The sequence below is a fragment of the Salarchaeum sp. III genome (genome assembly GCF_036418315.1).
Taxonomy (GTDB): domain Archaea; phylum Halobacteriota; class Halobacteria; order Halobacteriales; family Halobacteriaceae; genus Salarchaeum.
On record NZ_JAZHPG010000026.1, the window covers coordinates 23,815 to 49,605 of the forward strand.

General features: G+C 67.3%; 21 protein-coding genes. 10 read left to right on the forward strand and 11 right to left on the reverse strand.

What is annotated here, in order from left to right; all coding sequences use genetic code 11:
* Nucleotides 1-32: 32 nt before the first annotated feature.
* The 6 genes from pstC to U3A55_RS08905 all read left to right on the forward strand — a co-directional run bounded on the left by pstC (nucleotide 33) and on the right by U3A55_RS08905 (nucleotide 7,085).
* Nucleotides 33-1,163, forward strand: a complete 1,131-nt coding sequence (gene pstC, locus U3A55_RS08880; protein WP_330991143.1) for a phosphate ABC transporter permease subunit PstC — start codon at nucleotides 33-35, stop codon at nucleotides 1,161-1,163.
* Entirely contained in the window at nucleotides 1,163-2,824 is a 1,662-nt protein-coding gene (gene pstA / locus U3A55_RS08885; RefSeq protein WP_330991144.1) for a phosphate ABC transporter permease PstA, read from the forward strand. Before pstC ends, pstA begins: the two co-directional genes overlap by 1 nt.
* Nucleotides 2,821-3,717: a phosphate ABC transporter ATP-binding protein PstB gene (gene pstB / locus U3A55_RS08890; protein WP_330991145.1), complete on the forward strand. Its 897-nt coding sequence runs from the start codon at nucleotides 2,821-2,823 to the stop codon at nucleotides 3,715-3,717. Before pstA ends, pstB begins: the two co-directional genes overlap by 4 nt.
* Nucleotides 3,714-4,391: a phosphate signaling complex protein PhoU gene (gene phoU, locus U3A55_RS08895; protein WP_330991146.1), complete on the forward strand. Its 678-nt coding sequence runs from the start codon at nucleotides 3,714-3,716 to the stop codon at nucleotides 4,389-4,391. Before pstB ends, phoU begins: the two co-directional genes overlap by 4 nt.
* The gene (locus tag U3A55_RS08900; RefSeq protein WP_330991147.1) at nucleotides 4,391-5,413 is read left to right on the forward strand and encodes an AbrB/MazE/SpoVT family DNA-binding domain-containing protein; all 1,023 of its coding nucleotides are present in this window, start codon (nucleotides 4,391-4,393) and stop codon (nucleotides 5,411-5,413) included. Before phoU ends, U3A55_RS08900 begins: the two co-directional genes overlap by 1 nt.
* Nucleotides 5,414-5,474: 61 nt before the next feature.
* Entirely contained in the window at nucleotides 5,475-7,085 is a 1,611-nt protein-coding gene (locus U3A55_RS08905; protein WP_330991148.1) for a long-chain-fatty-acid--CoA ligase, read from the forward strand.
* Between the two features lie 4 nt (nucleotides 7,086-7,089).
* Here the strand turns inward: U3A55_RS08905 and U3A55_RS08910 are convergent, their stop codons facing one another.
* On the reverse strand, nucleotides 7,090-8,103 hold the full coding sequence (locus U3A55_RS08910; protein WP_330991149.1) for an LLM class flavin-dependent oxidoreductase: 1,014 nt from the start codon (nucleotides 8,101-8,103) through the stop codon (nucleotides 7,090-7,092).
* A 53-nt stretch (nucleotides 8,104-8,156) separates the two neighbouring features.
* Nucleotides 8,157-8,909 (reverse strand): TrmB family transcriptional regulator, encoded by a 753-nt coding sequence (locus U3A55_RS08915; protein ID WP_330991150.1) that lies wholly within the window; start codon nucleotides 8,907-8,909, stop codon nucleotides 8,157-8,159.
* Between the two features lie 119 nt (nucleotides 8,910-9,028).
* On the opposite strand from U3A55_RS08915, the gene U3A55_RS08920 reads away from it, so the two are divergent.
* A complete protein-coding gene (locus U3A55_RS08920; RefSeq protein WP_330991151.1) occupies nucleotides 9,029-11,545 on the forward strand; it encodes an efflux RND transporter permease subunit in 2,517 nt (838 codons plus the stop codon).
* Nucleotides 11,546-11,548: 3 nt separating this feature from the next.
* Here U3A55_RS08920 and U3A55_RS08925 read toward each other — a convergent pair whose 3' ends face one another.
* From U3A55_RS08925 to U3A55_RS08950, 6 genes are all read right to left on the reverse strand, one after another.
* Nucleotides 11,549-12,004 carry a pyridoxamine 5'-phosphate oxidase family protein gene (locus U3A55_RS08925; RefSeq protein WP_330991153.1) on the reverse strand — a complete coding sequence of 152 codons (456 nt, stop codon included), beginning with the start codon at nucleotides 12,002-12,004 and terminating at the stop codon, nucleotides 11,549-11,551.
* A gap of 40 nt (nucleotides 12,005-12,044) precedes the next feature.
* Nucleotides 12,045-13,367, reverse strand: coding sequence for a glutamate-5-semialdehyde dehydrogenase (locus tag U3A55_RS08930; RefSeq protein WP_330991154.1), 1,323 nt, complete (start codon nucleotides 13,365-13,367; stop codon nucleotides 12,045-12,047).
* Entirely contained in the window at nucleotides 13,360-14,220 is an 861-nt protein-coding gene (proB, locus tag U3A55_RS08935; protein WP_330991155.1) for a glutamate 5-kinase, read from the reverse strand. The genes U3A55_RS08930 and proB overlap by 8 nt, the downstream gene beginning before the upstream one ends.
* A complete protein-coding gene (proC, locus tag U3A55_RS08940) occupies nucleotides 14,213-14,986 on the reverse strand; it encodes a pyrroline-5-carboxylate reductase (RefSeq protein ID WP_330991156.1) in 774 nt (257 codons plus the stop codon). Before proC ends, proB begins: the two co-directional genes overlap by 8 nt.
* A 63-nt stretch (nucleotides 14,987-15,049) precedes the next feature.
* A complete protein-coding gene (gene rocF, locus U3A55_RS08945) occupies nucleotides 15,050-15,970 on the reverse strand; it encodes an arginase (RefSeq protein WP_330991157.1) in 921 nt (306 codons plus the stop codon).
* Nucleotides 15,971-15,995: 25 nt separating this feature from the next.
* Complete coding sequence (locus U3A55_RS08950) at nucleotides 15,996-16,913, reverse strand: NAD-dependent epimerase/dehydratase family protein (protein ID WP_330991158.1); 918 nt, start codon at nucleotides 16,911-16,913, stop codon at nucleotides 15,996-15,998.
* A 94-nt stretch (nucleotides 16,914-17,007) separates the two neighbouring features.
* On the opposite strand from U3A55_RS08950, the gene U3A55_RS08955 reads away from it, so the two are divergent.
* The 3 genes from U3A55_RS08955 (at nucleotide 17,008) to U3A55_RS08965 (ending at nucleotide 19,446) form a co-directional block, all read left to right on the forward strand.
* Nucleotides 17,008-17,541: an Rrf2 family transcriptional regulator gene (locus U3A55_RS08955; RefSeq protein WP_330991159.1), complete on the forward strand. Its 534-nt coding sequence runs from the start codon at nucleotides 17,008-17,010 to the stop codon at nucleotides 17,539-17,541.
* A 72-nt stretch (nucleotides 17,542-17,613) separates the two neighbouring features.
* Nucleotides 17,614-18,213, forward strand: coding sequence for a hypothetical protein (locus U3A55_RS08960; protein WP_330991160.1), 600 nt, complete (start codon nucleotides 17,614-17,616; stop codon nucleotides 18,211-18,213).
* Nucleotides 18,214-18,276: 63 nt separating this feature from the next.
* Nucleotides 18,277-19,446: an NAD(P)/FAD-dependent oxidoreductase gene (locus U3A55_RS08965; RefSeq protein ID WP_330991161.1), complete on the forward strand. Its 1,170-nt coding sequence runs from the start codon at nucleotides 18,277-18,279 to the stop codon at nucleotides 19,444-19,446.
* 234 nt (nucleotides 19,447-19,680) lie between these two features.
* Here the strand turns inward: U3A55_RS08965 and U3A55_RS08970 are convergent, their stop codons facing one another.
* From U3A55_RS08970 to gyrB, 3 genes are all read right to left on the reverse strand, one after another.
* Nucleotides 19,681-19,929 carry a hypothetical protein gene (locus U3A55_RS08970; protein WP_330991162.1) on the reverse strand — a complete coding sequence of 83 codons (249 nt, stop codon included), beginning with the start codon at nucleotides 19,927-19,929 and terminating at the stop codon, nucleotides 19,681-19,683.
* Between the two features lie 110 nt (nucleotides 19,930-20,039).
* A complete protein-coding gene (gene gyrA, locus U3A55_RS08975) occupies nucleotides 20,040-22,502 on the reverse strand; it encodes a DNA gyrase subunit A (protein ID WP_330991163.1) in 2,463 nt (820 codons plus the stop codon).
* Nucleotides 22,499-25,717: a DNA topoisomerase (ATP-hydrolyzing) subunit B gene (gene gyrB, locus U3A55_RS08980; protein WP_330991164.1), complete on the reverse strand. Its 3,219-nt coding sequence runs from the start codon at nucleotides 25,715-25,717 to the stop codon at nucleotides 22,499-22,501. The genes gyrA and gyrB overlap by 4 nt, the downstream gene beginning before the upstream one ends.
* Nucleotides 25,718-25,791: the final 74 nt, after the last annotated feature.

A 25,791-nucleotide genomic window follows, 5' to 3' on the forward strand; every position in this document is an offset into this window, starting at 1 on the left:
GCGGCACTCGACCACCCCTATTTCATTTATTGATGTCATCATTACAAGACCGTGCGGCGGCCGTCCCGGTGGCGGTGTCTCGCGCGCTCCGGCGGAGTCGGGAGTTCGTCGCGGACACCGACCCCGTCGCGCTGGCCGTCGTCGGTGTCATGACCGTTTCGTTGCTCGGCGCGCTCGTCGGGTTCCTCCTCGTCTCCTCGTTGACGGCGGTGCCGTTCGTCGTGTTCCTCCTGAGCGCGGCGTACGGCTGGGTGTTCCACCAGGGGCTCACGGCGCGCGCGCTGACGTTCACGATGACCGTCTCGACGATACTGATACTGCTGCTCATCATCGTGTTCATCTTCGCCGAGTCGATTCCGGTGATTCGGTACGAGAGCGCGACCGTGTTCGGCGTGAGCGTCCCCGGCCTCCGGTTGTTCGTCCAGCCGAACTGGGACGCGGTGTCGCCGCCGATTCGGTACTCGATGGTGCCGATGATTCACGGGACCGTGATGGTCACGGTGATAGCGACGATGGTCGCCGGCCCGCTCGGCGTCGCCGCGGCGCTCTTTCTCTCCGAGATAGCGCCGCCGGCCGTCCGCGAGACCGTGAAGCCCGGCGTGGAAATCCTCGCCGGCATCCCGTCCATCGTGTACGGCTTCATCGGGTTCACGCTCCTCGGGCCGTGGGCGTCCGATAAGTTCGACATCCTCGGACAGGGAACATACCTCTTCGTCGGCATCGTCGTCGGCCTGATGGCGCTCCCCACGGTCGTCTCCGTCGCCGAGGACGCGCTCGCGGCGGTGCCGGAGTCGATGAAGTCCGGGTCGCTCGCCATCGGCACGACCGACTGGCAGACCATGACGAGCATCACGCTCCCCGCGGCGATTTCGGGTGTGTCGGCGGCCGTCCTGCTCGGCGTCGGGCGCGCCATCGGCGAGACGATGGCGGCGACCGTGATGCTGCGCGGCGTCCCCCGGCTCACCGACCCGCTCTACAACGTCTTCTACGGACAGGAGACGCTCACGTCGCTCATCGCGCGGAACTACGGGGAGGCGGACGGCCTCCAGATGGACGCGCTGTTCGTCGCGGGCGTCATCCTCTTCGTGACCGTGCTCGCCATCTCCGTCGTCTCGCAGTACATCGAGGCGCGGATGCGGCACAAGCTCGGGGGTGACGCCTGATGGCGGCCGAATCCCGAACGGCGCTCGTCGCGGGCGACACCTCCCGCACGGACGCCGTCGCCGCGCTCGCGGTCGGCATCGCCGCGGTCGTGTTCGCGACCGCCGCGGCCGCGATGTTCGGCGTCGTCAGCCTCACCGACACCGTTCTCGGTATCGACGTGCTCGTCGTGCTCGGCGGCCTGCTCGTCGCGCTCGGCGTCGCCGTTATCGCGTTCGGCGTCGGTTCCCGGCTCGGCTACGTCGAGACCCAGCCGCGGCCGAGCGCCGGCCTCATCGCCGGCATCGCGTTCACCGCCATCTGGTTCGTCACGGGCGGGCTCGTCGCCTCGCAGACGTTCGGACTCGGTACCGCCGGCTGGTTGCTCGTCGCGGTTGGGGTCGGCGTCGTCGCGTTCGCCGTCACCACGCTCACCCGGGAGGACATCGGGTCGACGCTCCCCGCGGGCGCGATAACCATCTTCGCGGGCGTCGTCTTCCTGCTCGGCGTCATCGACGCCTCGTGGGCGTGGAACCTCCAGTGGGAGCAGAAGGCCTCGTTCACCGCGGCGGTCGTGATACCCGGACTGACGCTGTTCTGCGCGTTGGTCTCCGGCTGGGCGTCCGCGAAGGCCTACGGCGGGTTCGGGGCGCGCGGCCGGCACGCCGGCGCCTACCTCCTCATCTACCTGAACGCTCTCTCCATCATCGCCGTGCTGTTCGGCCTCGTGGCGTTCACCGCGTTCAAGGGCTTCCCCGGACTCACGCGCGGGTTCGAGGTCGGACTCGGCGTCGGGCCGACGACCACCATCGCCTTCTTCCTCCACCTGCCGTTCATCGACGTCGCGCCCGGCTTCGTCTTCAGCTTCGACTGGCCGTTCTACCTCCCGTTCGCGATGAACGGCGTCGGACTCCTGAACGACATCAACGGCGTCCTCCCCGCCATCGTCGGCACGGTCTGGCTGGTGGTCGGGGCCTCCGTGTTCGCGATACCGCTCGGCGTCGGCGCCGCTGTCTTCCTCACCGAGTACGCGGAACGCGGCCGGTTCACCCAGGTGGTGGAAATCGCGACGAACGGCCTGTGGAGCACGCCCAGCATCGTGTTCGGCCTGTTCGGGTTCGCGTTCCTCGTCCCGAGATTCGGCGGGAACAAGAGCCTGCTCGCTGGGATGCTCACGCTCGGGTTCATGCTCCTCCCGCTGGTGCTCATCACGAGCCGGGAGGCGATGCTCGCCGTGCCGGACGAGTACCGGGACGCGAGCGCCGCGCTCGGCGTCTCCCAGTGGCAGACCATCAAGAGCGTCGTCATCCCCGCATCCATCCCGGGCATCGTCACCGGCGTCATCCTCGGCGTCGGCCGCATCGCCGGCGAGACCGCGCCCCTGCTGTTGACGATGGCGGGCGGGACGTTCATTCCCGGCGGCCAGACCGTCGACGTCATCGGCGGGTTCGCGTTCCAGGCGACGCCGCCCTTTGTCACCAACCCCGAACTCCTGCAGGCGACCAGCGCGCTCCCCTACCAGCTCTGGGCGCTCATCGCCGCGGGCGTCGGCGCCTCCAGCAACGTCGGGGACGCTGACGCGTTCAAGTGGGCGACCGCGCTCATCCTCCTCATCGTCGTTCTCGGCTTCTACGCCATCGGCATCGCGACGCGACAGTACTTCCGGCGGAAAATCAACGCATGAGCGAAACTACACAGTCCACGGCCGACCAGCCCCTCGAAACAACGAGCGGCGAAACCACCGAAGCAGTACAGGAAGAGTGGCGCAACCACCGTTTCGACGGCGCGACCAAGCTCGCCGTCGAGGACCTCGACGTCCACTACGGGAGCGACCACGCGCTCAAGAACATCTCCATCGACATCCCGGAGGAATCTGTGACGGCGCTTATCGGGCCGTCGGGGTGTGGGAAGTCGACGTTCCTCCGCTGTCTGAACCGGATGAACGACCGCATCAAGGTCGCTGACATCGACGGGTCGGTCGAACTCGACGGCGAGGAAATCTACCAGGACGGCATCAATCTGGTCGAACTCCGCAAGCGAGTGGGGATGGTGTTCCAACAACCCAATCCCTTCCCGAAATCGATTCGGGACAACGTCAGCTACGGCCCGCGCAAACACGGCGACATCAACACCGGCCTGTTCTCCCGCCTCACCGGGCGGAGCGACGAGGACGCGGAGGAGGAGCTGGTGGAGCGCGCGCTCCGGCAGGCGGCGCTCTGGGACGAGGTGAACGACCGCCTCGACGACAACGCGCTCGGCCTCTCCGGCGGCCAACAACAACGCCTCTGCATCGCGCGGACGCTGGCGACAGACCCGGAAGTCATTCTGATGGACGAGCCCGCGAGCGCCCTCGACCCGATTGCGACGGCGAAAATCGAAGACCTCATCGACGAGCTCTCCGAACAGTACACGGTCGTCATCGTCACCCACAACATGCAGCAGGCGGCGCGTATCAGCGACCAGACGGCGGTCTTCCTCACCGGCGGCGAACTCGTCGAGTACGGCGACACCGACCAAATCTTCGAGAACCCCGAAAGCCAGCGTGTCGAAGACTACATCAGCGGGAAATTCGGATGACTCGGGAGAACTACCAGGCGGACCTCGACGACCTCCGGCGGGACGTGCGGGCGATGGGCGACCTCGTGCTCGGCCGTCTCGACGACGGCCTGGCGTGTCTCGCGGGCGACGCGGACGACAACCTGGCGCGCGAGGTCATCGCGGGCGACGACGAGGTGAACGAGCGCTACCTCGCGCTGGAAGACGACTGCATCGACCTCATCGCGCTCCAGCAGCCCGTCGCGGGCGACCTCCGGTTCGTCGTCGCGTCCTTCAAGATACTCACCGACCTCGAACGGGTCGCCGACCTCGCCGTGAACCTCGCGGAGTACTCGCTCGCCGGGTCGGACCCGGGCGTTCCGACCGAGGACCTCACCACCATCGGGGAGCGGGCGCGCGACCTCGTGAAGCGAGCGCTCGACGCGTACGTCGACACCGACCCGGCGGCGTGTCGCGCCATCGCCGAGGCCGACGACGAAATCGACGCGCTGTGCGCGCGAGCGAGCGAGACCGTTGTCCGCGACCTCATCGAGCGCGAGGCCGACGCGGACGCGTGGACGGTCGAGAGCCTGCTGGACGACGTGTCCCGCGTTCTGCTCACCGTCCGAGACCTCGAACGCATCGGCGACCACGCCGTGAACGTCGCGGCGCGCACGCTCTACATGACCGAGAACGACCCCGAACTCATCTACTGATGGAGTCCCGGAAAGTCCAGTCGGTCGGCGGCGGCACGCTCACGGTCTCGCTCCCCCGGGAGTGGGCGGATGCGGCCGGTCTCGCGGCCGGCGACTCCGTCGACCTGCACGCGCACCTCGACGGCGTGCTCGTCCTCCAGCCGGACGCGAGCGCGGACGACGACACGAGCCACGTCACGCTTCCCGCGGTCGGCGAGGACCGCATCGCGACGGTCGTGCGAGCGGCCTACACCGCGGGGTATCGGACGATAACGCTCGACGCTGACGCGTCCGGTGGGCTGTCCACGGGCCAGCGCCGCGCGCTCGACCGCGCGGTCCGCGGACTCCCCGGATTGAGTGTCGTCGAGGAGGGCGAGGGCGGCGTGCAGTTGCGGTACGTGCTCGACCCGTCGGAAGTGTCGGTGACCCAGTCGGTCCGCCAGCTGGCGTTCGTCGCGCGGAGCGTGCAGCGGGACGCCGCGAACGCGCTGACGGACGGTCACGAGGCCGCGTTCGACGACCGGACGAGTCAGGCGAATCGGTTGAGTTCGATGGTCGAGCGCCACTTCTCGCGCGCGCTCTCGCGGTTGGACGAGGTGGACGCGCTCGGAGTGGCGCGGCCGCGGCTGGCGGAACTCCGGACGACCGCGCGGGAACTGGCGGGGGTCGCGGCCGACGCGAACCGCCTCGCGGCGGTCGCGGGCGACGTGAACCCCGAGGACGCGGCGACCGCGGAGGTCGCCGCGCTCGCGGGAACGGCGCGCGAGGCGGTGGACGATGCGACGCGGAGCGTGCTCGGGGACGACGGCGTGGACGCCGCGCACGACGCGCTCGCGGCCACGGAGGGCCTCCGCGACGACCTCGACGACTTCGACCGTCGGCTGTTCGAGGTGGCTGACGCGGAGTACCGGCTCGTTCGCGCTGCGGACGCGGTGCGCGCCCTCACGGACCGCGCGGAACGGGTCGCGGCGGTCGGCGTTCAGCACGGTCTCCGGGACGACGCGTACGTCGCCGTGGCGGACGCCCCCGAGACGCCGCAGTAGCCCCGTATTTTTGCCGGAACTGGTGGCCTTACCTCGCTACCGCCTGTCGAATCCTTCACGAATGAAGAAACAGTTACTCGTGACCGACTTCCTCGACCGCGCACGCGACTACTACGGCGACTGTGAGGGCGTCGTCGGCGCGGACGGGAGCCGGTTCACGTACGGGGAGTTCGGCGAGCGCGTCGACGCGTTCGCCGCCGCGCTTCAGGCGCGCGGCATCACGCCTGGCGACCGGGTCGCCGTCGTCGACCCGAACACGCACTACCACCTCGAAGCCGCCTACGGCGCGATGAGCGCCGGCGCGATTCACGTCCCGCTGAACTACCGGCTCACGCCCGACGACTACGAGTACCTCCTCACTGATTCGGGCGCGGACGTGGTGTTCGCGGATTACGAGTACGCGGAGAACGTGGAGGCCGTGCGCGACGACGTGCCCGCCGAGGTGTTCGTGACGAACGACCCCGACTCGGTCGAGGGCGACTGGCTCGACTTCGAGGAGTTCCTCGGCCATCCCGACGACTACGAGCGTCCCGAGATGCACGAGGACGACCTCGCGACCATCAACTACACGTCGGGCACGACGGGCGACCCGAAGGGCGTCTGCCGCACGCATCGTACGGAGTCCCTGCACGCGCAGCTGGCGACGATTCACCACCACCTCAGCGACGACGACACCTACCTGTGGACGCTCCCGATGTTCCACGTCAACGGCTGGGGGCACATCTACGCTATCACGGGTCGGGGCGCGACGCACGTCTGCACGCGCGGCGTGGACGCCGAGACGGTGTTCGACGCCATCGGGACGGAGGACGTGTCCTTCCTCTGCTGCGCGCCGACCGTGCTCACGCTCCTCCAGGAGTACGCTGAGGAGAACGACCCCGACTTCACGGGCGCGAACCCGATTCGCGTGACTGCGGCGGGGAGCGCGCCGCCGACCGCGACGATTCGCGCCGTCCAGGAGGAGTTCGGCTGGGAGTTCCTCCAGCTCTACGGCGCGACCGAGACCGGCCCGCTCATCGCCACGTCGGACGCCGAACGCCTCCTGCCCGAGTCGGGCGGGGAGCGCTACGCCGCCCAGCAGCGCCAGGGCGTCGCGCCGCTCGCGACGGACCTCCGCGTCGTGGACGAGAACGGCGAGCGCGTGCCGCGGGACGACAGCACCATCGGCGAGGTCGTCGTCGCCGGAAACCAGGTGATGGAGCGCTACTGGAACAAGCCCGAACAGACCGAGGAGGCGTTCAGCGGTCGATTGGAGGGGTTCTTCCACACGGGCGACCTCGCGACGGTGGACGAGAACGGCCTCATCTCCATCAAGGACCGGAAGAAGGACATCATCATCTCGGGCGGCGAGAACATCTCCTCGGTGGAACTGGAGGACACGCTGTTCGGGCACGACGCGGTGGGCGAGGTGGCGGTGATTCCGTCGCCCTCGGAGAAGTGGGGGGAGACACCGAAGGCGTTCGTCGTCCCCGCGAACGGCACGCCCGAGTCGCCCGGCGTCACCGCGGAGGCGTTGACGGAGCACACCAGAGAGCGCCTCGCGGACTACAAGGCGGTGCGGGAGGTGGAGTTCGTGGAATCCATTCCGATGACGGCGACCGGGAAGATTCAGAAGTACGAACTCAGAGAGCGCGAGTGGGACGACGAGGACGACATGGTCGGCAAGGGGTAGCGCGTCAGAGCAGGTCGGCGAGGAGTTCGTGCGAGCGCATTCCTGTCTCGTGGTCGGGGACGGTGTGTTGAATCATGATTTCTTCGACGCCGAGGCGTTCTTCGAGCTGGGAGAAGACGGATTCGAGGCGGTCGGGCGTGCCGGCGAGCGCGCGCGGCCACTCGCCCTCGGGGAGCGTCTCGGGGGTCGGGTCGGGGAGGCCGCCGAGTTCGTCGATGGCGTCGGGGACGGTCGGCGTGGTCGTGAGGTCGCCGCGGCGGAGACGCTTTCGGGCGGCCATCGACACCGCGCGCAGGCGGGCGGCGTCCTCGTTCGTGTCGGCGGCGACGGCGTTCACGGCGACCATGGAGCGGGGGCTGTCGACGCCGGCGGCGAGCGACGAGGGCTCGAAGTTCTCGCGGTACGCGTCGAGAGCGTCGGGCGCCCACTGGGGGCGGATGAACGACGCGAAGCAGAAGGGGAGACCGAGTTCGCCCGCGATTGTCGCGCTCGCGGTGCTGGAGCCGAGCACCCACGGCTCCGGGGGTCGTGCGCCCGAGCGCGGCACCTGGAGGTCGGCGTACGCGTGGCCGGCCGGGTAGTCGTCGTAGAGGTGGTTCAGGACGGCCTCGATCTTCTCGCGGTGGTCGCTGTCGGGGTTCTCGACGTGTCGTTCGGTGCCGAGCGCGCGGTCCGCGGCCGGCGACCCGTTCGCGCGCCCGAGACCGATGTCGACGCGGCCGGGGGCGAGCGCGTCGATGGCGCCGAACTGTTCTGCGACCTTGAACGGACTGTAATGGTTGAGGAGCACGGCGCCCGAGCCGAGACGGATGGTATCCGTATGGGCGGCGAGATGGCCGAGAAGGACTTCGGGCGTCGTGCCGGCGAGGCGGTCGGCGCGCCCGTGGTGTTCGGCGACCCAGAACCGCTCGAACCCGAGTTGTTCTGCCTGCTGGGCGGCTTCGACGGTGTTCGCGTACGCGTCGGTCGCGGTGCCGCCGCGCGGGACCGGTGAGAGATCGACGACGGAGAGCTTCATGTCCGCAGTCGGGCCTTCGCGGGAATAACAGTTCGGCAAGGGGCGAACACGACTTAGGTTCGATTCATTCCGGAGTCCACGCCGGACTGCATGAACCGTGCGAGGATGCGGCCGATACTGCTGTGTTCGGTCCACATCGCCTCCTCGCCGCTCCCGCCGTCGGTGGCGGCGGCGAGCAGGACGGTTTCGTCGTCCACCATCAGCGCGCGCCCCGCGAAGTCCGCGGGGTGGTCGTCGTCCATCACGAGCACGCGAATCGGGGCGTCCGCGAACCGCTCGAGCGCACTCGGTTCCGCGCTCAACACGGTGACCGCGAGGCCGTCGGCGGCCTGGTCACGGAGCGCGGCCTCGATGCTGTCGGTGATGGAGCGTTCGGCGGGCGCGACGAGGAACACGCTCTCCGCGGCGTCCGCTATGAGGTCGGCGATGCGGTCGTTGATGGGTTGGCGGCCGCGGAGGGTGGCGACCGCGCCGGTCGTCTCGCGGTCAGTGGCGGTGGCGCGGAGGTCTTCGAGGTGGTCGAAGGCCTCGTCGCGCTCGCGTTCGAGGCGTTCCGTGAGTTGGGTGCGGGCGGCGTCGAGGCTCACCGCGCGGTACTGTTTCGGGGAGGACTCCACGAGTTCCGCGAGGCCGCGGTCGACGAGGGCGTCGGCCGCGCCGTACACCTGCGAGCGCGGCACGTCGGACGCGTCGCTCACCTCCTGGGCGGTGGCCGTGCCGAGTTCCTGGAGGGCGACGAACACGCGCGCCTGGTAGTTCGGGAGGCCGAGGCGTTTCAGGGCGGCGACTGCGTCTCGTGTGCTCATGGTGTCTCGCGGCAGGTGGCGAGTGTTCGCCGGGCGGGTTCTTCAGTACCGCGCTCCCGGATCGATAGATATTGTATGATAGTACAATATTTATGTTCTTCCTGGGTGTAGGCTGGCGTATGTCACCGGCAGACCGGTTCGCGGAACTCGTCACGACCCACAGCAAGGTCGTGGTCGCCGTCCTCCTCGTCGCCACGCTCGCGGTCGGCGCGGGCGCGGCGAACGTCGACGGCGGCCTCACAATCGCGGGGTTCACCAGCGACTCCCCGGAGGCCGACGCGTACGACTACGCCCGTGAGAACTTCCAGACCGACGGCGAGAACACGACCGCCGTCCAGGTCGTCGTCCGAGACGAGAACGCCCTCTCGAAGGAGAGCCTGCTCGCCAGCCTCCGCTTCCAACGGGAGGCGCGCGCCACCGCGAGCGTGAACGACACCCTCCGCGAAGACCGGGCGTTCGTCGACCTCGCGTCCGTCGTCGCGACCGCCGCCATCCACGCCGAGGACGGCGCGAACGCCTCCGGCACGCCCTCGCTCGACGCGCAACTCACCCAGCTATCGGGGATGACCGAGAGCGAAGTCGAGGACACTGTCGCGCGCGTGCTCGACCCCGACGCCTCGCTCCCCGGAACCGACCCCTACTCGCTCCTCCCGACCGACTACACGCCGGGCGCGACGACCGCCGACGCGCGCGTCGTCTACGTCTTCCAGGACACCACCGGCGCGACGGGCGACAGCCTCCCCGAATCCGTCGCCGCCGCCCAACTCGACCTCAAATCCATCGCCGCCGACGCGCTCCCCGGCGAGAGCTTCGTGTTCGGCGCGGGCATCGTGAGCGAGGAGAGCACGCAGGCCACCGGCGAGAGCTTCGCCATCATCTCGCCAGTCGCCTTCCTCCTCATCATCGTCGTCCTCGGACTCGCGTACCGCGATATCGCGGACGTGCTGTACGGCCTGCTCGGCGTCGCGCTCACGCTCGTCTGGATGTTCGGATTCATGGGCTGGGCGGGCATCGGCCTCACCCAGATACTCATCGCCGTCCCGTTCCTCCTCGTCGGCCTCTCCATCGACTACGCCCTCCACGTCGTGATGCGCTACCGGGAAGCGCGCGCTGACGACCCCTCGCGCTCCCGCCGCGAGGCGATGCGGCGCGGCCTCGCCGGCGTCGTCGTCGCCATCGGCGCGGCGACGTTCACTACCGCCGTCGGCTTCCTCTCGAACGCCGTCAGCCCCATCGGGTCGATTCGGGACTTCGGCGTCGTGAGCGCGGCCGGCATCGCCGCCGCCTTCCTCGTGTTCGCACTGCTCCTCCCCGCGCTCAAACTCGAACTCGACGACCTCCTCGCCCGCGTCAGCCTCGACCGCCGCGCGTCCCCGTTCGGACGCGGCGGACTCGCGGGCCGCCTGCTCGGCGTCGGCGCGACCGCCGCCCGACGCTCCCCGCGCGCGATTCTCGTCGTCGCGCTCGTCCTCACCGTCGCCGGCGGCGCGGTCGTCACCGACATCGACACCTCCACCGACCAGACCGACTTCCTCCCCCGCGACTCGCCCGACTGGATGGACTCCTTACCCGGAGCGTTCCAGCCGAGCGACTACAGCCTCGTCGAGAACGCCGAGTACCTCCAGGACACGTTCGTCCAAGACCGCGAACAGTCCACAGCCATCCTGCTCTTACGGGGGGACGTGACAAGGCCGGGGACGCTCGACGCGCTCGCGGCGGGCCGCGCCGACCTCCGGAACGCCAGTTCCACGATAACGCTCGCGGACGGCAGCCTCGCCGCGACCGGCCCGCTCGAAACCATCGACGCCGTCGCCGCCCGCAACGACACCGTCGCCACCGTCGTCGCGGACGCGGACACCGACGGCGACGGCGTTCCCGACCGGAACCTCGCCGCCGTCTACGACGCCGTCTACGCCGCCGCGCCCGACGACGCGGCCGCCGTCATCGAGAGCGGCGAGTACCGCGCGCTCCGCGTCGCCGTCTCCGTCTCCGGAAGCGCCGAACCCGAGACCGTCGCGAGCGACCTGCGCGGGGTCGCCGCCGTCGTGGAATCCGAGAGCGGCGTCTCGACAATCGCCACCGGTCAGCCCATCGTGAACTACGTCGTCCAGCAGAGCGTGCTCGGGACGCTCGTCGAGGGCTTCCTCATCACCGCGGGCGTCATCCTCGCGTTCCTCACTGTCATCTTCTGGACGCGCTATCGCTCCCTCACGCTCGGCGCGGTCGTGCTCGCGCCCGTCGTCGCCGCGCAGGCGTGGCTGTTCGGCACGATGTACCTCGCCGGCATTCCATACACCACCGAGACCGCCATCATCGCGGCCATCGGCATCGGCATCGGCGTGGACTACGCCATCCACATCGGCGAGCGATTTGTGGACGAGTACGACGGCACGAACGCCGCGGACGCGCTCTCCCGAACGCTCACGGGAACGGGTGGCGCGCTCCTCGCTAGCGCGGCCACCACCGTCGCCGGGTTCGGCGTGCTCGTGCTCGCGCTCGTCCCGTCCCTCCAGCGCTTCGGGTTCGTGACGAGCGTCGCCATCGCGTACGCGTTCCTCGCGAGCGTCCTCGTCCTCCCCAGCCTCCTCGCGCTCTGGACGCGGTACACGAACGCCGCCGTCGCCCGGGGAGACTGAGCCCTACTCGGTGGCGAACGGGTCGAAGCGGCGGCCGGTGAGCGTCTCCGGTTCCAGCCAGAACAGGCGGAGGTCGGCTTCCTCGATTGGGACGCCGGCCTCGTCGAGCGCGGTGAATACGGCGTTGTCGGCGAGCGCGTTGAACGCCCGAGGCTCTTCTTCGTTCTCGACAGGTGAGAGCGGGCCCTGCGCGACGACGCTCGTCGCCTCCAGTCTCTCCGTCATCTCGAACACCGTGAAGGACGCCGTGCGCGTGGTCCTCACGAAGTCGCGCTTCCGGCTCCACGGGGCGTCCGCGAACTGCAAGCAGATGATGCGGTCGCCGCCGTCGTAGCCGTAGGATATCGGGAGGCCGTAGGCGTCGCCGCCGTCGGCGAGCGAGAGCACGCCGACGCCGTGCTCGCGGAGGAACGCGTCGACTTCGTCGTCACTCAGTTGGAGAGCGGGGCGACGGTCCATACCCGCCGGTTCGGGAACGCACCGTATAGGGGTTGTGTCGCTACCGGCCGCGACCGGGCGTCCACTCGCCGTCGAACGCCTCGTGCGTGAACGGCCGGGCGTTCTCGCCGGAGTAGGTGGCGACGAGGTGGCCGTCGCCCTCCAGGTAGTACTTGTAGGTCGTCAGGCCGTCCAGCCCGACGGGGCCGCGGGCGTGCGTCTTCCCGGTGCTGATACCGACTTCCGCGCCGAGGCCGTACCGGTAGCCGTCCGCGAACCGCGTGGAGGCGTTGTGGAAGACGCTCGCCGCGTCGATGCCCTGCATGAACACCGCGGCGTGCTCTGCGTTCTCCGTGAGGATGGATTCGGTGTGTTTCGACCCGTGCGTGTTCACGTGGTCGACGGCGTCGTACACGTCCTCCACGACCTTAACAGCGAGTTCGAGGTCGCCGTACTCGCTGTCCCAGTCGTCCTCCGTCACGGGGTCGATATCCACGAGTTCGCGGGTCTGTTCGTCGCCGCGGAGCGTCACACCCGCCTCGCGGTAGCGTTCGACCATCCCGGGCAGGAACTCGGACGCGACATCGCCGTGGACGAGCAGGGTCTCGACGGCGTTACACACCGCGGGGTACTGGACTTTCGCGTCGAACGCCACGTCCGCGGCCATGTCGAGGTCGGCGTCGTCGTCCACGAACACGTGACAGACGCCCTCGGTGTGGCCGAGCACGGGAATCTGCGTGTTGTCCTGGATGTAGGAGACGAACTCGGAGGAGCCGCGCGGCATCACGAGGTCGACGCTGTCGTCCATGTCGAGGAGGCGGTCCACGTCCTCGCGGGCCTCGATGAGCTGCGCCCAGCCCGGCGACACGTCGTCCGCAATCTCGGTGATGATGTCGTAGAGGACGCGGTTCGACTCGCTCGCCTCGCTCCCGCCCTTCAGGATGACGGCGTTCCCGGATTTGAGGGCGAGCGCCGCGATCTGGACGAGCGCGTCCGGCCGCGACTCGAAGACAGTGGCGACGACCCCGATAGGAACTGAAACCTTGTAGAGGTCGAGGCCGTCGTCGAGTTCGCGCGCGGAGAGCGTGCGACCGAGCGGGTCGTCCTGTCCGGCGACGGACTCCACCATGCCCGCGATGTCGTCGACCTTGGACTCGTCGAGGCGGAGGCGGTCGACGAGCGCCGCGGAGTACTCGCCGCGCTCGTGCGCCGCCTCGGCCGCGTCCACGTCGGTTTCGTTCGCGTCCAGTATCTCGTCGGTGCGCTCGCGGAGCGCGTCCGCGATGTCGTAGAGGGCGTCGTTCCGCTCGGCCTCCGAAACGTTCGCGAGGTCGAGCGCCGCGCGCTCCGCCGCGTCCACCTTCTCGCGTGTGCTCTCAGTCATCGTTCTCGATGGGGACGAATACGGTGCCCGTGGGCTTCCCAGTGGCGATTCTGTCGAGAACGTTCGGCGTCGCGGACCCCGCGATGACCGCGGGGATGCCGTGTTCGGCGGCGGCGCGCGCCCGCTCGACCTTCGTCAGGATGCCGCCGAACGACCCGGTCGCCGTCTCCTCGATGAGTGCCTGCACGTCGGCGTAGTTCTCGCCGACCGCCTCGATGCGGTGGGCGGCCGGGTCCCGCTTCGGGTTCCCCGTGTACACGCCGTCCACGTCCGTCAGTGTGACGAGGAGGTCGACGCCGACGCCGATAGCGACCGACGAGGAGAGCATGTCGTTGTCGCCGATGCGGATTTCCTCCGTGGCGACCGCGTCGTTCTCGTTGATGATTGGGACGACGCCCCAGTCGAGCAGCGTGTCGACGGTGTTCCGGACGTTCGTGAACCGCTCGGGGTTCGAGAGGTCGTGCTCGGTGAGGAGGAGCTGGGCTATCTTCTGGTCGTAGCGCTCGAAGCTCTGCGTGTAGTGACGCATCAGGTGGCTCTGGCCGACCGTCGAGAGCGCCTGACTCTCCTCCAGCGTGTGACTCTCCCGGTCGGTGTCCTCGATGGCCTCGATTCGGCCGATTCCCGCGCCGACCGCGCCCGAGGACACCAGAAGCACGTCCGTCCCGCGTTCGCGGAGGTCGACGATGTCGTCCACGAGCTTGTCGAGTTTCTCGCGGTCGAGCCGCGAGTTCTCGTCCGTGAGCGAGTTCGTCCCCGCCTTCACGACGACGCGCGCAGCACTCGCCGCCCGGTCGCGCGCCCGCTCCACGTCCTCGGGGCTGACGCGCGCGACGGTTTGTTCCTCACTCATCGTAGTCGTCGGCGAGTTCCCGCGAGCGCTCCTCGGCCGCTTCGACCGCCTTCCGGACGGCGGCGTCGGCGTCGCTGTCCCACAGGACTTCCATTCCCTCGATGGTGGTGCCGTTCGGCGAGCAGACGGCGTCGATGAGTTCGGCGACGCTCCGGTCGTCCCGCAGCACGGTCTCCGCCGCGCCCTTGAACGTCTGCGCCGCCAGCACCTCGGCCTGCTCGGGGTCGAGGCCGCCGTCAACGCCCGCGTCCTTCACGGCCTCGATGAGGTAGAACGCGAACGCCGGGCCGCTTCCGTTCACCGCCGTCGCGGTATCCATCAGTTCCTCGGGCACCTCCACGTACTCCCCGAGTGCGTCCAGGATGTCGCGAACCTCGTCGGTCACGCCAGTCTCGGTGACCGCCGCGGCCATGTCGCGGCTGGCGGCCGCGAGGTTCGGCATCACCCGCACCACGTCGGCGTCGGTGCGCGCGTCCACGAACCCGCGGGAGACGCCCGCGGCGAGCGTGACGAGCGTCTGGCCCGCGCGGAGGTCGAGGTCGTCGAGGACGTGCGGGACGATATCGGGCTTTACCGCGATAACCACGATGTCCGCGTCCCGGGCCGCCGCGACGTCGGTGGTCGTCTCGGCCGCGAACGGCTCGACCTCGGCGAGCGCGTCCTCGTCGAGGTCGATAGCCGTGACGTGGTAGCCGTCCGTCCGTGCGAGTCCGCGGACGAACGCCCCACCCATGTTCCCGCAGCCGATCACACTCACGCGTGTCATACGTCGAGAGACGGGATAGACGAGTATAGGGACTGCGCTTAGCGCAAGCGCGTGACGGCCTGCCTAGAGGATTCGTTTCCCGAGCGCGCTCGCAGCGAGTTCGGCCGCCATCTCCGCCGTTCGGTTGCGTTCGTCCAGAATCGGGTTCACTTCCACGAGTTCGAGGCTTCGCAGAAGGCCGTCGTCGTGGTCGCGTTCGGCGAGTCGTTCGAGCGCCGCGTGCGCCTCCCGATAGGTGACGCCGCCGCGGACGGGCGTCCCGACGCCGGGCGCCTCGTTCGGGTCGAGCCAGTCGAGGTCGAGGCTGACGTGCACGCCGTCCACGCCGCGACTGGCGATGTCGATGGCTTCGTTCACGACTGTGAGCAGGCCGCGCTCGTCGATGTCGCTCATCGTGAACGCCGTCATCTCGCTGTCGCGAATGTCAGCGCGTTCGTCCGCGTCGAGCGACCGCAGGCCGACGAGTGCGACGTTCTCCTCGCGCAGGCCGGTTGCGTTCGCCCACTCCGTGTCGGCGAACCCGTCCTTCCCCAAGGCGGCCGCGAGCGGCATTCCGTGGACGTTCCCGGACGGACTGGTCTCGGGCGTGTTGAAGTCGCCGTGCGCGTCGAACCAGATGGCGCCGATGTCGGCGTCGCGCGCGCTCCCGACGAGGCTGCCGATGGCGATGGAGTGGTCGCCGCCGAGCGCGAGCGGGAGGTCGCCGTCATCGATAGCCGCGGCGACCTCGTCCGCGAGTTCCTCAGCGACCTCCCGGGTCTCGTGGAGGAACTTCGCGCGGCCAGCGGGCGGGCGTTCCCGGTCGGGGTCGCGTTCCTCCGCGCGCGGCACCGCGAGGTCGCCGGCGTCGGTCGTGCTCGCGCCGGTCGCCCCGATCTGGTCCGCGAGGCCCGCGTACCGGATGGCGGACGGTCCCATGTCGACGCCGCGTCGGTTCGCGCCGTAGTCGGAGGGCGCGCCGATGATGCGAACTGAACGCGTCATGCGGCAAAAAACGCCGGGCGCGGGTTTAGTCGTTCTTGTACGGCTCGCACACCAGCTCCACGCCCTCGGTGAAGTCCACTTCAGGCTCCCAGCCCGTGGCTTCCTTGAACTTCGAGGGGTCGGCCTTCGTGTGATAGACGTAGTTCTCGATTGGGACGGGTTCGTACTCGGGTTCGACATCGGTGCCGAGCGCGTCGTTAATCAGCTCCACCATCTCGTTGAACGAGTACGCGTCGCCGGTGCCGAGGTTGTAGACGCCGTCGAGTTCGTTGTCGGCGGCGAGTTCGAGGCCGCGCACGATGTCGCTGACGTGCGTGAAGTCCCGGGTCTGGCTGCCGTCGCCCCAGAGGACGGGTGCCTCGCCGCTCGCTATCTGGTCGGCGAACTGGCTGATGGTGTTCGCGTACTCGCCCTTGTGCGCCTCGTTCCCGCCGTAGCCCTGGTAGACGGAGAAAAAGCGCATGCCGGCGAGCGTGAGGTCGTGGAAGTTCGAGAAGTACTCGGCGTAGCGCTCCCGACCGAGCATGGACGCGTCGTAGCCCGTCGACGCCTCAATCTCCATGTCCTCCGGACACGGCTCCTGCTGGCTGCCGTAAATCGAGGACGTGGAGGCGTAGACGAACGTCTCGCAGCCGTCGTCGCGCGCCTGCTCTACGGTGTTCACGAAGCCCTCGATGTTCACGCGGGCACCCTCGCGGGGGTTCTCCTCGAGCATCTGGCGCGAGGAGAGCGCGGCGAGGAAGAACACGACATCCACGTCGGTCGGGAGGTCGTCGTCCAGCACGTCCGCCTCGACGTACTCGACCTCGTCGTCGAGGTTCTCCGGCGTTCCGAGGTACTCGTTGTCGAGCGCAACCACGTCGTTGTCCCCGGCGAGGCGGTTCGCGAGGTTCGACCCGATGAACCCCGCGCCACCCGTCACGAGAACCCGCTTTCCCTGCATACGCGAAGCCACCCGACCGGGCGGATAAAGCCCGTCGATTTCTGGACGTACGTGGGTCGCGGGTTTTATGCGCTGCCTGTGCGAAACAGTTGCTATGTCGAGCATCGAGTTGACACCCAGCCAGAAAACGATCCTCACGGCGCTCGTGAACCTCTACTCGGAACACGAGGAAGCCATCAAGGGAGAGGCTATCGCCGAGGAGGTAAACCGGAACCCGGGGACCATCCGGAACCAGATGCAGTCCCTGAAAGCCCTCCAGCTCGTGGAGGGCGTTCCCGGTCCGAAGGGCGGCTACAAGCCCACGTCGAACGCGTATAACGCGCTCGACGTGCAGGAGATAGAGAGCGCCGCCGAAGTCCCCGTCACGCACGAGGGCGAGCCCGTAGACGACGCGAACGTCCAGGAGATCGACCTCTCGAGCGTCCATCACCCCGACCTCTGCCGGGCCGAAATCCACATGCGCGGCAGCCTCCGCGAGTTCCACGAGGGCGACCGCGTCATCGTCGGCCCGACCCCGCTCTCCAAACTCGTCATCGAGGGCACCGTGGACGGCGTGGACGACACGAACAACGTTCTCATCCTCAAAATCGAGTCGATGGAAGCCCCCGCGGAGACGCCCGACCACTGACGCATTGACATGCCGGAGACGGCCGCTCGGTGACCGACGGTATTTTCTGAACAGCCGACAGTCACCCGGTACATGGCCGAGTACGTCACTCGTCGTCGCGCACTCGCCGTCGCTGGCGTCCTCACCACGGGCGCGCTCGCCGGCTGTACTGACTCCCCGAACGCATCCGCGGACGGAACGGACGAGACGGCCGAGTCCACCACTCCGCCGGGGACCGACACCACGACCGCGTGCCGGACGGTCGTTGATGTCGTCGTGAGTGCGGAGTCGGAAACCCGGGTTCGAAACGTCATCGACGGCGACTACGTCGCGTTCCGTCCGGTCCCGGCGACCGGCACGTACAACGTCGTCGTATCCGCGGCCCGGGACACGGTCCGGACTGCTGTATCGGAGTCCGGGCTCTCCCTGCGGTCAATCGCGTCCTTCGAGTACTGCGGCGAACCGCTCTGTGACGCGACGGTCAAAGCCCAGGTTCCGACGCAGAGCGACGCTACCCCACCCAGTGAGGCGTTCTCGAACGCCGTCGCGGCGTATCGCGCAGAAGCGGCCGGCGACACGTACTGGACGATCTACTTCGACACCGACTCGGCGGACACGGCCGCGGACGCCCTGAACGAGGCCGGCTACGACACGAGCGGTGCGTCCCTGTTCACACTGGCGGCCTGCGAGTAGGGGTCGTCACGCGGAGGGCACTAATCCAAAGGCTTTGTATCGGTGGATGCCGGATTCCCGAATATGTCACCCACCGTCGCAGTTCTCGGTGCCGGGTACGCCGGCGCCGGCGCGATCCCCGAGTTCGAAGACCGCCTCGGGGACGACGCCGACCTCGTCTGGATCTCCGACACCGACTACCACCTCGTGCTCCACGAGGCCCACCGCTGCATCCGCGACCCCGCCGTCCGGGAGAAAATCACGATCCCCGTCACGGACATCAAGTCGCCGGGCACGCAGTTCGTGCAGGCCGAAGTCACCGGCCTCGACACGGACGACCGGGTCGTCGAACTCGACGGCGCGGACGACGTGGCGTACGACTACGTGCTCGTCGCGCTCGGCTCTCAGACCGCGTACTACGGCATCGAGGGGATGGCGGAGAACGCGCTCACCCTGAAGAGCCTCGACGACGCGCTCGACATCCACGAACACGTGAAGGACGCCGCGCGCGAAGCGACCCGCGAGGACCCCGCGAAGGTCGTCATCGGCGGCGCGGGCCTCTCCGGCATCCAGAGCGCCGGCGAAGTCGCCGAGTTCCGCGACAAACACAACGCGCCCGTCGAAGTCTACCTCGTCGAAGCCCTCCCCGAAATCTTCCCGCCGGGCGACGCCGAAGTCCAGGGCGCGCTCCGCCACCACCTCGAAGAAGCCGACGTGAACATCCTCACCGACGACCCCATCACGTCCGCCGACGAAGACGAAATTCACTTCGACGAACGCGACAGCCTCGACTACGACGTGTTCGTCTGGACCGGCGGCATCACCGGCCGCGACGCCCTCGACGACACCAGCCTGGAGAACGAACACAACCGCCTCAACACCGGCCAGGACTTCCAGACCAGCGACGACCGCGTGTTCGCCATCGGCGACTCCGCCATCATAGAGCAGCCCGGCGAGAACCCCGCACCCCCCACCGCGCTCGCCGCCTGGCAAGCCGCAGAAGTCGCCGCGAAAAACGTCGCGAACGCCATCGACGACCACCCCCTCGAAACCTGGACGTACCACGACGAAGGCACCCTCATCAGCATCGGCGACACCGCCATCGCCCACGAAGTCACCGTCTACGGCATCGACGCCCCCATCCGCACCTTCAACGGCCTCCCCGCCAAGATGCTGAAGAAAGGCGCCGCCGCCCGCTGGATCGCCAAAATCACCAGCCCCACCCGCGCCATCAAAGCCTGGGACGCGCTCTAAACACCCACCTTTTTTCGCCTCTGGTGCGCCTCCGGCGCACCGCTCGGCCAAAAAATCTGGACCAAAAAACGCCGAGCGCGCCGCCGGCGCGCTCGGTTCGACTCGGTGTACCGCCGCGACCACACCGCGACCGTGGCGCACGCCGACCGCCACGCCCACCTATACATTCATTCTGGGGTAGATTGCGGGAGGCCGTGATTGGAGGAGTTCGTGGAGTGTAGGGGTTCGTGCGTGTCAGTCGTCGTTACGGCTGGTGATGGCGGTTTCGGTGACTCCCCTGGAAATCGCGTAGAGGAGGGCGGTGAGTAGGGTGGTGTATTCGAGTACGGCGACGAGCGTGGCTTCGATTCCGTAGAGTAGTTCAAGCCCGAGTGCGCCGACACCGACATCGAGCACGTGGGCGAGCAGAAAGCCGGTCAGGACGATACCGCCGAGTCGGACGCCCTCGGTCAGGAGCCACAACGCGTCGTGTGCGTCACTCATACCACCCTATTTGTCCGCCGAACGATGATTGCTTGGGTGGTAGCCGTGGAACCGCCGGGGATTCGTGAACGTCGGAAATACCGTAGGCCGCTGGAAAAGAGTCGCGGGAGTTACTCGTCGTCTTCGCTGGGCGTGTAGACGTCGACGGAGGCGACGTGGTCGCCGTCGTCGAGGTCCATGATTTTCACGCCCTTGGTGTTCCGGCCAACGGTGGAGACTTCGCCGGCGACGCTGCGGAGGATTTGGCCGCTCTGGCTCATGGCGATGAGGTGGTCGTCGTCGGTGACCGCTTTGACGGTGACGACGTTCCCGTTGCGTTCCTCGGTCTTGATGTCCGTGAGACCGTAGCCGTACCGGGACTGCGGCCGGTACTCCGTGAGCGGCGTGCGTTTCCCGTAGCCGTTCTCGGTGACGGTGAACAAGGCGCGGTCGTCGCCCTCGTGCGTCGCGACCAATCCGGCGACGGTGTCTCCCTCCCGGAGTTTGATACCGTTCACGCCCTTCGTGGCGCGGCCGGTCGAGCGCGCTTCGGACTCGTCGAACCGAATCGCCATGCCGTGCGCGCTCGCGATGACGAGGTCGCTGTCGCCGTCCGTGACCTCCACGTCCACGAGTTCGTCGCCGTGTTCGAGGCGGATGCCGATGATTCCCGTGGAGAGCACGTCCTCGTACTCGCCGGCGGGGGTGCGCTTCACTTTGCCGTTCCGCGTGACCATCGTGAGGAACTCCTCTTCCTCCTCGAAGTCGTCGGTGTTGACGACGGCGGTGAGTTCCTCGCCATCGTCGAGGTCGAGGAGGTTCACGGCGGACTTCCCGCGGGCCGTGCGGCTCATCTCGGGTATCTCGTAGGTCTTCAACTGGTAGACCTGGCCCTGGTTCGTGAAGCACAGGAGGTAGTCGTGGGTGTTCGCGGTGAACACCGTCGACACCCTATCGCCCTCCTTCAGGTCGGCGCCGATGACGCCCTTCCCGCCCCGATGCTGGCTGCTGAACGTGTCCGTGGGGACGCGCTTGATGTAGTCCTCCTCGCTGAGGACGACGACCACGTCCTCGCGCGGAATGAGGTCCTCGTCCGTCACCGTCCCCGCGTCCTCGATGATGGAGGTACGGCGGTCGTCCGCGTACTCCTCCTTGATGTCGCGGAGTTCCTCGACGATGACCGAATCGAGTTCCTCCTGCGAGCCGAGGATAGTTTCGAGGCGTTCGATTTCGGCCTGCACGTCCTCGTACTCCTCCTCGATTTCCGCGGCCTCCATCGACGTGAGGCTCCCGAGCTGCATCCGGACGATGTGCGCGGACTGCTCCTCGGAGAACTCGAACTGGGCTTCGAGTGCCTCACGGGCGGCATCGCGGTCTTCGGCGTTCCGGATGGTCTCGACCACGTCCTCGGCGTTGTCGAGCGCTTTCAGGCGGCCTTCGAGGATATGCGCGCGGTCCTCGGCCTCCGCGAGGTCGTGTTCACTCCGGCGGCGCACGACCTCCCGGCGGTGGCTGAGGTACTCCGCGAGCATCTCCTTCAACGTGAGCACCTTCGGCTCGCCGTCCACGAGCGCGAGGTTGATGACGCCGAACGTGCGTTCGAGGTGGGATTCGAGGAGGCGGTTCTCCACGATGTCCGTGTTCGCGTTCGACTTCAGTTCGATGACGACGCGCACGCCGTTCCGGTCCGATTCGTCGCGGAGGTCGCGCACGCCTTCGAGGCTGCCGTCGGTTACGTCGTCCGCGATGCGCTCGACGAGCCGGCTCTTGTTCTGCTGGAAGGGAACTTCCGTGATGACGATGCTGTCGCCGCGCTCGCCCTCCTCGATTTCGTACTCGGCGCGCACGCGGAGGCGGCCGCGGCCCGTCGTGTACGCCTCCTTGATGGTGTTCCGCCCGACAATGTTCGCGCCGGTCGGGAAGTCCGGGCCCTTCACGTGCTCCATCAGGTCGAGGTTCGAGAGGGAGTCGTCCTCGATGAGCGCGATGGTCGCGTCGACGACCTCCCCGAGGTTGTGCGGCGGAATATTAGTGCTCATCCCGACAGCGATACCCGAACTGCCGTTCACGAGGAGGTTCGGGAACGCCGCGGGGAGCACCGTCGGTTCCGTGGTGCGGTCGTCGTAGTTCGACTGAAAGTCGACCGTGTCCTTCTCCAGGTCCGCCAGGAGTTCCTCGGCGATGGGCGCCATCCGGGACTCCGTGTACCGCATCGCCGCCGCGGGGTCACCGTCGATACTCCCGAAGTTTCCTTGACCATCGACGAGCGGATAGCGCATCGAGAAGTCCTGCGCCATCCGCACGAGCGTGTCGTAGATAGCGGAGTCGCCGTGCGGGTGGTAGTCACCCATCGTCTCCCCGACGACGCTCGAACTCTTCCGATGGCCGGAATTACTCGTGACGCCGGCCTCGTGCATCGCGTACAGGATACGGCGGTGCACGGGCTTCAGGCCGTCGCGGACGTCCGGGAGCGCGCGACCCGCGATGACGCTCATCGCGTAGTCGATGTAGGACTGCTCCATCTCGTCCTCGACCCGCACGTTCTTCACGCGGTCCGCCACGTCGTCGGGAGCGTCGGGTGCGTCCGAACTCATATGTCCACCCACTCCGCGTCGGTCGCGTGCTCCTGAATGAACCGCTTGCGGGGTTCGACGGCGTCACCCATCAACACCGAGAACATCTTGTCCGCCTGCGCCGCGTCCTCGACCGTGAACTGCTTCAGAATCCGGTTCTCCGGGTCCATCGACGTGTCCCAGAGCTGCTGGGGGTTCATCTCCCCGAGGCCCTTGAACCGCTGGACCTGCGTCGGATTCCCGTTACACTTCTCCTCGATGATGCGCTCGCGTTCCTCCTCCGTCATCGCGTCGTACGTCTCGCCGCGATACCTGACCCGGTAGAGCGGCGGCTGAATCGCGTACACGTGCCCGCCCTCCAGCAGCGGCCGCATGTGCCGGTAGAAGAACGTGAGGAGGAGCGTGCGGATGTGCGCGCCGTCCACGTCCGCGTCCGTCGCGAGCAGGATTTTGTCGTACCGGAGGTCGTCGATGTCGAACTCCTCGCCGATGCCGGTGCCCGCAGCGGTGATGAGCGCGCGTACTTCCTCGTTCTCGAGGATGCGGTCGAGACGGTGTTTCTCGACGTTCAATATCTTCCCCTTGATGGGGAGTACGGCCTGGAACTCGGGGTTCCGGGCCTGTTTCGCGCTGTTGTGGACGAACACGCCCGATTCGAGTGCGAAATTGTGCGTTCCCGGAACCTCAATGTCGTAGACATCCGCGGTGTCGTCGAGGAACTCGACAGACTCGACGGTATGGTTGTGGCTCTCCACCGCTTCGACGAGGGCCGGTTCGTCCTCGAAGAACTTCTCGATGGTCGTGTCCTTCGTCAGGACGTTCGGATCGCCCTTCTCTCGCCGTCGTTCGTCGTAGTTCTCTAAATCACCCTCTTCTTCGAGAACCGTCCGCATGAACGGAATCGTATTCTCGTAGTACGTCTGGTTGTACGATTCCATTCGCTGCTCCCTGAACTCGTCCGTCCACTGTTCTTTCGTCTTCTCACTGCGCCACTCGCGGAGTTCTTCGTCGTCCCACTGTTCCTCCGCGAGTCGGCTCAGCTCTTCGGCTGCTTCCGGGTTCTCCTCGAAGTACGTTTCGACCCGCTCCGACTGCTCCTCGCGGTGTTCCTCGTCCGACCAGTACTTCCGTGCTTCCCTCGTGAGGCGCTCACGAACGCGTTGCCTGTACTCGGGATTCGACTCGTAGTACTCCCACCACGCCTCACGCATGAACTCCGCGTACTCCTCGTCAGCCCACTGTTCTTTCGCCTGTTCTCGCAGGATCTCGACCGTGTCGTCCTCCTGCATCCGCTCGCTCATCTTCTCCCGGAACTCGTCGGATTGCCTGAGCTCCCGGAGTTTTTCTCGGACTTCCTCCGTATGAAGCGTCTTCTCGGCGTGCTCCCTGTGGAGTTCGAGGTGCTCGCCCTTCGGGAGCCGTTCCACGTTGTCGGGGCGGTTGTTCCGCTTGTCGAAGTCCACGTGGTGTTTGTGGTCCCCATCCTCGGCCTCGTACTCGCCGCGTTCGAGGTTGTACCTGTCCGCGAGCAGGTGAGTGAACTCCCAGAAATCACGGGTGTTCGGTTGTCGAACCATCTCGTACCCGTCGATGGTGATTCCCTCCTCCGAGGTGTCCGAGAGCCTCCGGTAGAGCGGCATTAGTGACTGTCCGTCGTCGAGGTCCTGAGCCTCGCAGTAGCTCCCGTCCCTGAGCATGAACTCGTGGTCAGGGGTACATCTGATCGTCTCGCCATTGTCCAATGTAACCTCGACTAGCTGGGCGTCTTCCTTCGTGACGCGCGGGCTCTCGACCCGCTCGAGGCCGATACTCCCGTCATTTTTGACGGTATAACAGTAGTGGGACTTCCCCGCTTCTCGTTCCTTGACGAGTTCCTCGAACGTTATCGACCGGCCGGACGCGAGCGCTATTTCAGTATCACCGGTGAAACACCCCCCGGCTGAGTCGCCTTCCACGATGAACAGTTCAGCGTCCTTCGGGTCTTTCGTCTGGCAGTCCGCGAGCTTCCCGGGGAGCGCGCTCGACTCCAGCGCGCTCTTCCGGCGCGTGAGTTCTTCGGCTTTCTTCGCGGCCTTCCGCGCCTTCGCGGCCTCGACGGCCTTCTGGATGACGGCGCGGGCGGTGTCCGGGTTCTCCTCGAAGTACGTGTTCACGCCCTCGTGAACCGCGGATTCGACGATTCCCCTGACTTCTGAGTTCCCGAGTTTCGTCTTCGTCTGTCCCTCGAACTGGGGGTCCGGGTGCTTCACGGAGATGACGGCGGTGAGGCCCTCGCGGATGTCCTCGCCCTTGAGGTTCTCGCCGTCGAGCTCGGAGAGCAAGCCTTCGCTGCTCGCGTAGTCGTTCACCACGCGGGTGAGCGCGGTCTTGAAGCCCGTGAGGTGCGTGCCGCCCTCGCGAGTGTTGATGTTGTTCGCGAACGCGTGCGTGGAGGACTGGAGGTCGTCGGTCGCCTGCATCGCGATCTCGACCTGCACGCCCTCCGCTTCGCTCTCCAGGTAGATGACATCGTCGTGGAGCGCGTCACGGGTCTCGTTGAGGTAGCGGACGAACTCTCGAATGCCGCCCTCGTACTCGAACGAGGTTTCGCGCGCCTCGTCGGTTCGCTCGTCGGTGAGCGTGATTTCGACGCCGCTGTTGAGGAACGCGAGTTCGCGGAGCCGGCTCTCCAGCGTGGAGAACTCGAACTCCGTCGTCTCGAAGATGTCCTCGTCAGGCCGGAACCGAATGAGGGTCCCCGTCTGGTCCTCGGGGATGTCGTCGAGCTGTTCGAGGTCGGTGACGGGTTCGCCGCGCTCGAACTTCTCCTGCCAGCGCGCGCCGTCCCGTTCGACGACCACGGCGAGACGCTCCGAGAGCGCGTTCACGACGGAGACGCCGACGCCGTGCAGGCCGCCGGAGACCTGGTAAGACTTACTGTCGAACTTCCCGCCCGCGTGGAGGACGGTGAGAATGACTTCGACCGCGGGGCGGTCGTACTCCTCGTGGGTGTCGATGGGGATGCCGCGCCCGTCGTCGTGCACGCTCACGGAGCCGTCCTCGTGGAGCGTCACCTCGATGGAGTCACAGTACCCCGCGAGCGCTTCGTCGATAGCGTTGTCGACGACCTCGTAGACGAGATGGTGGAGGCCGCGGGAGTCGGTAGAACCGATGTACATCGCCGGCCGCTTCCGGACTGCTTCCAGGCCTTCGAGGACCTGAATCTGTCCGGCGCTGTACTCGTTTTGGTCACTCATGTGAACTTGCTCCCGCCTAGTACTTCCTCACTTAAGAAGGCTCGCACACGCACGCGCGCGAGCCATCCCACCTT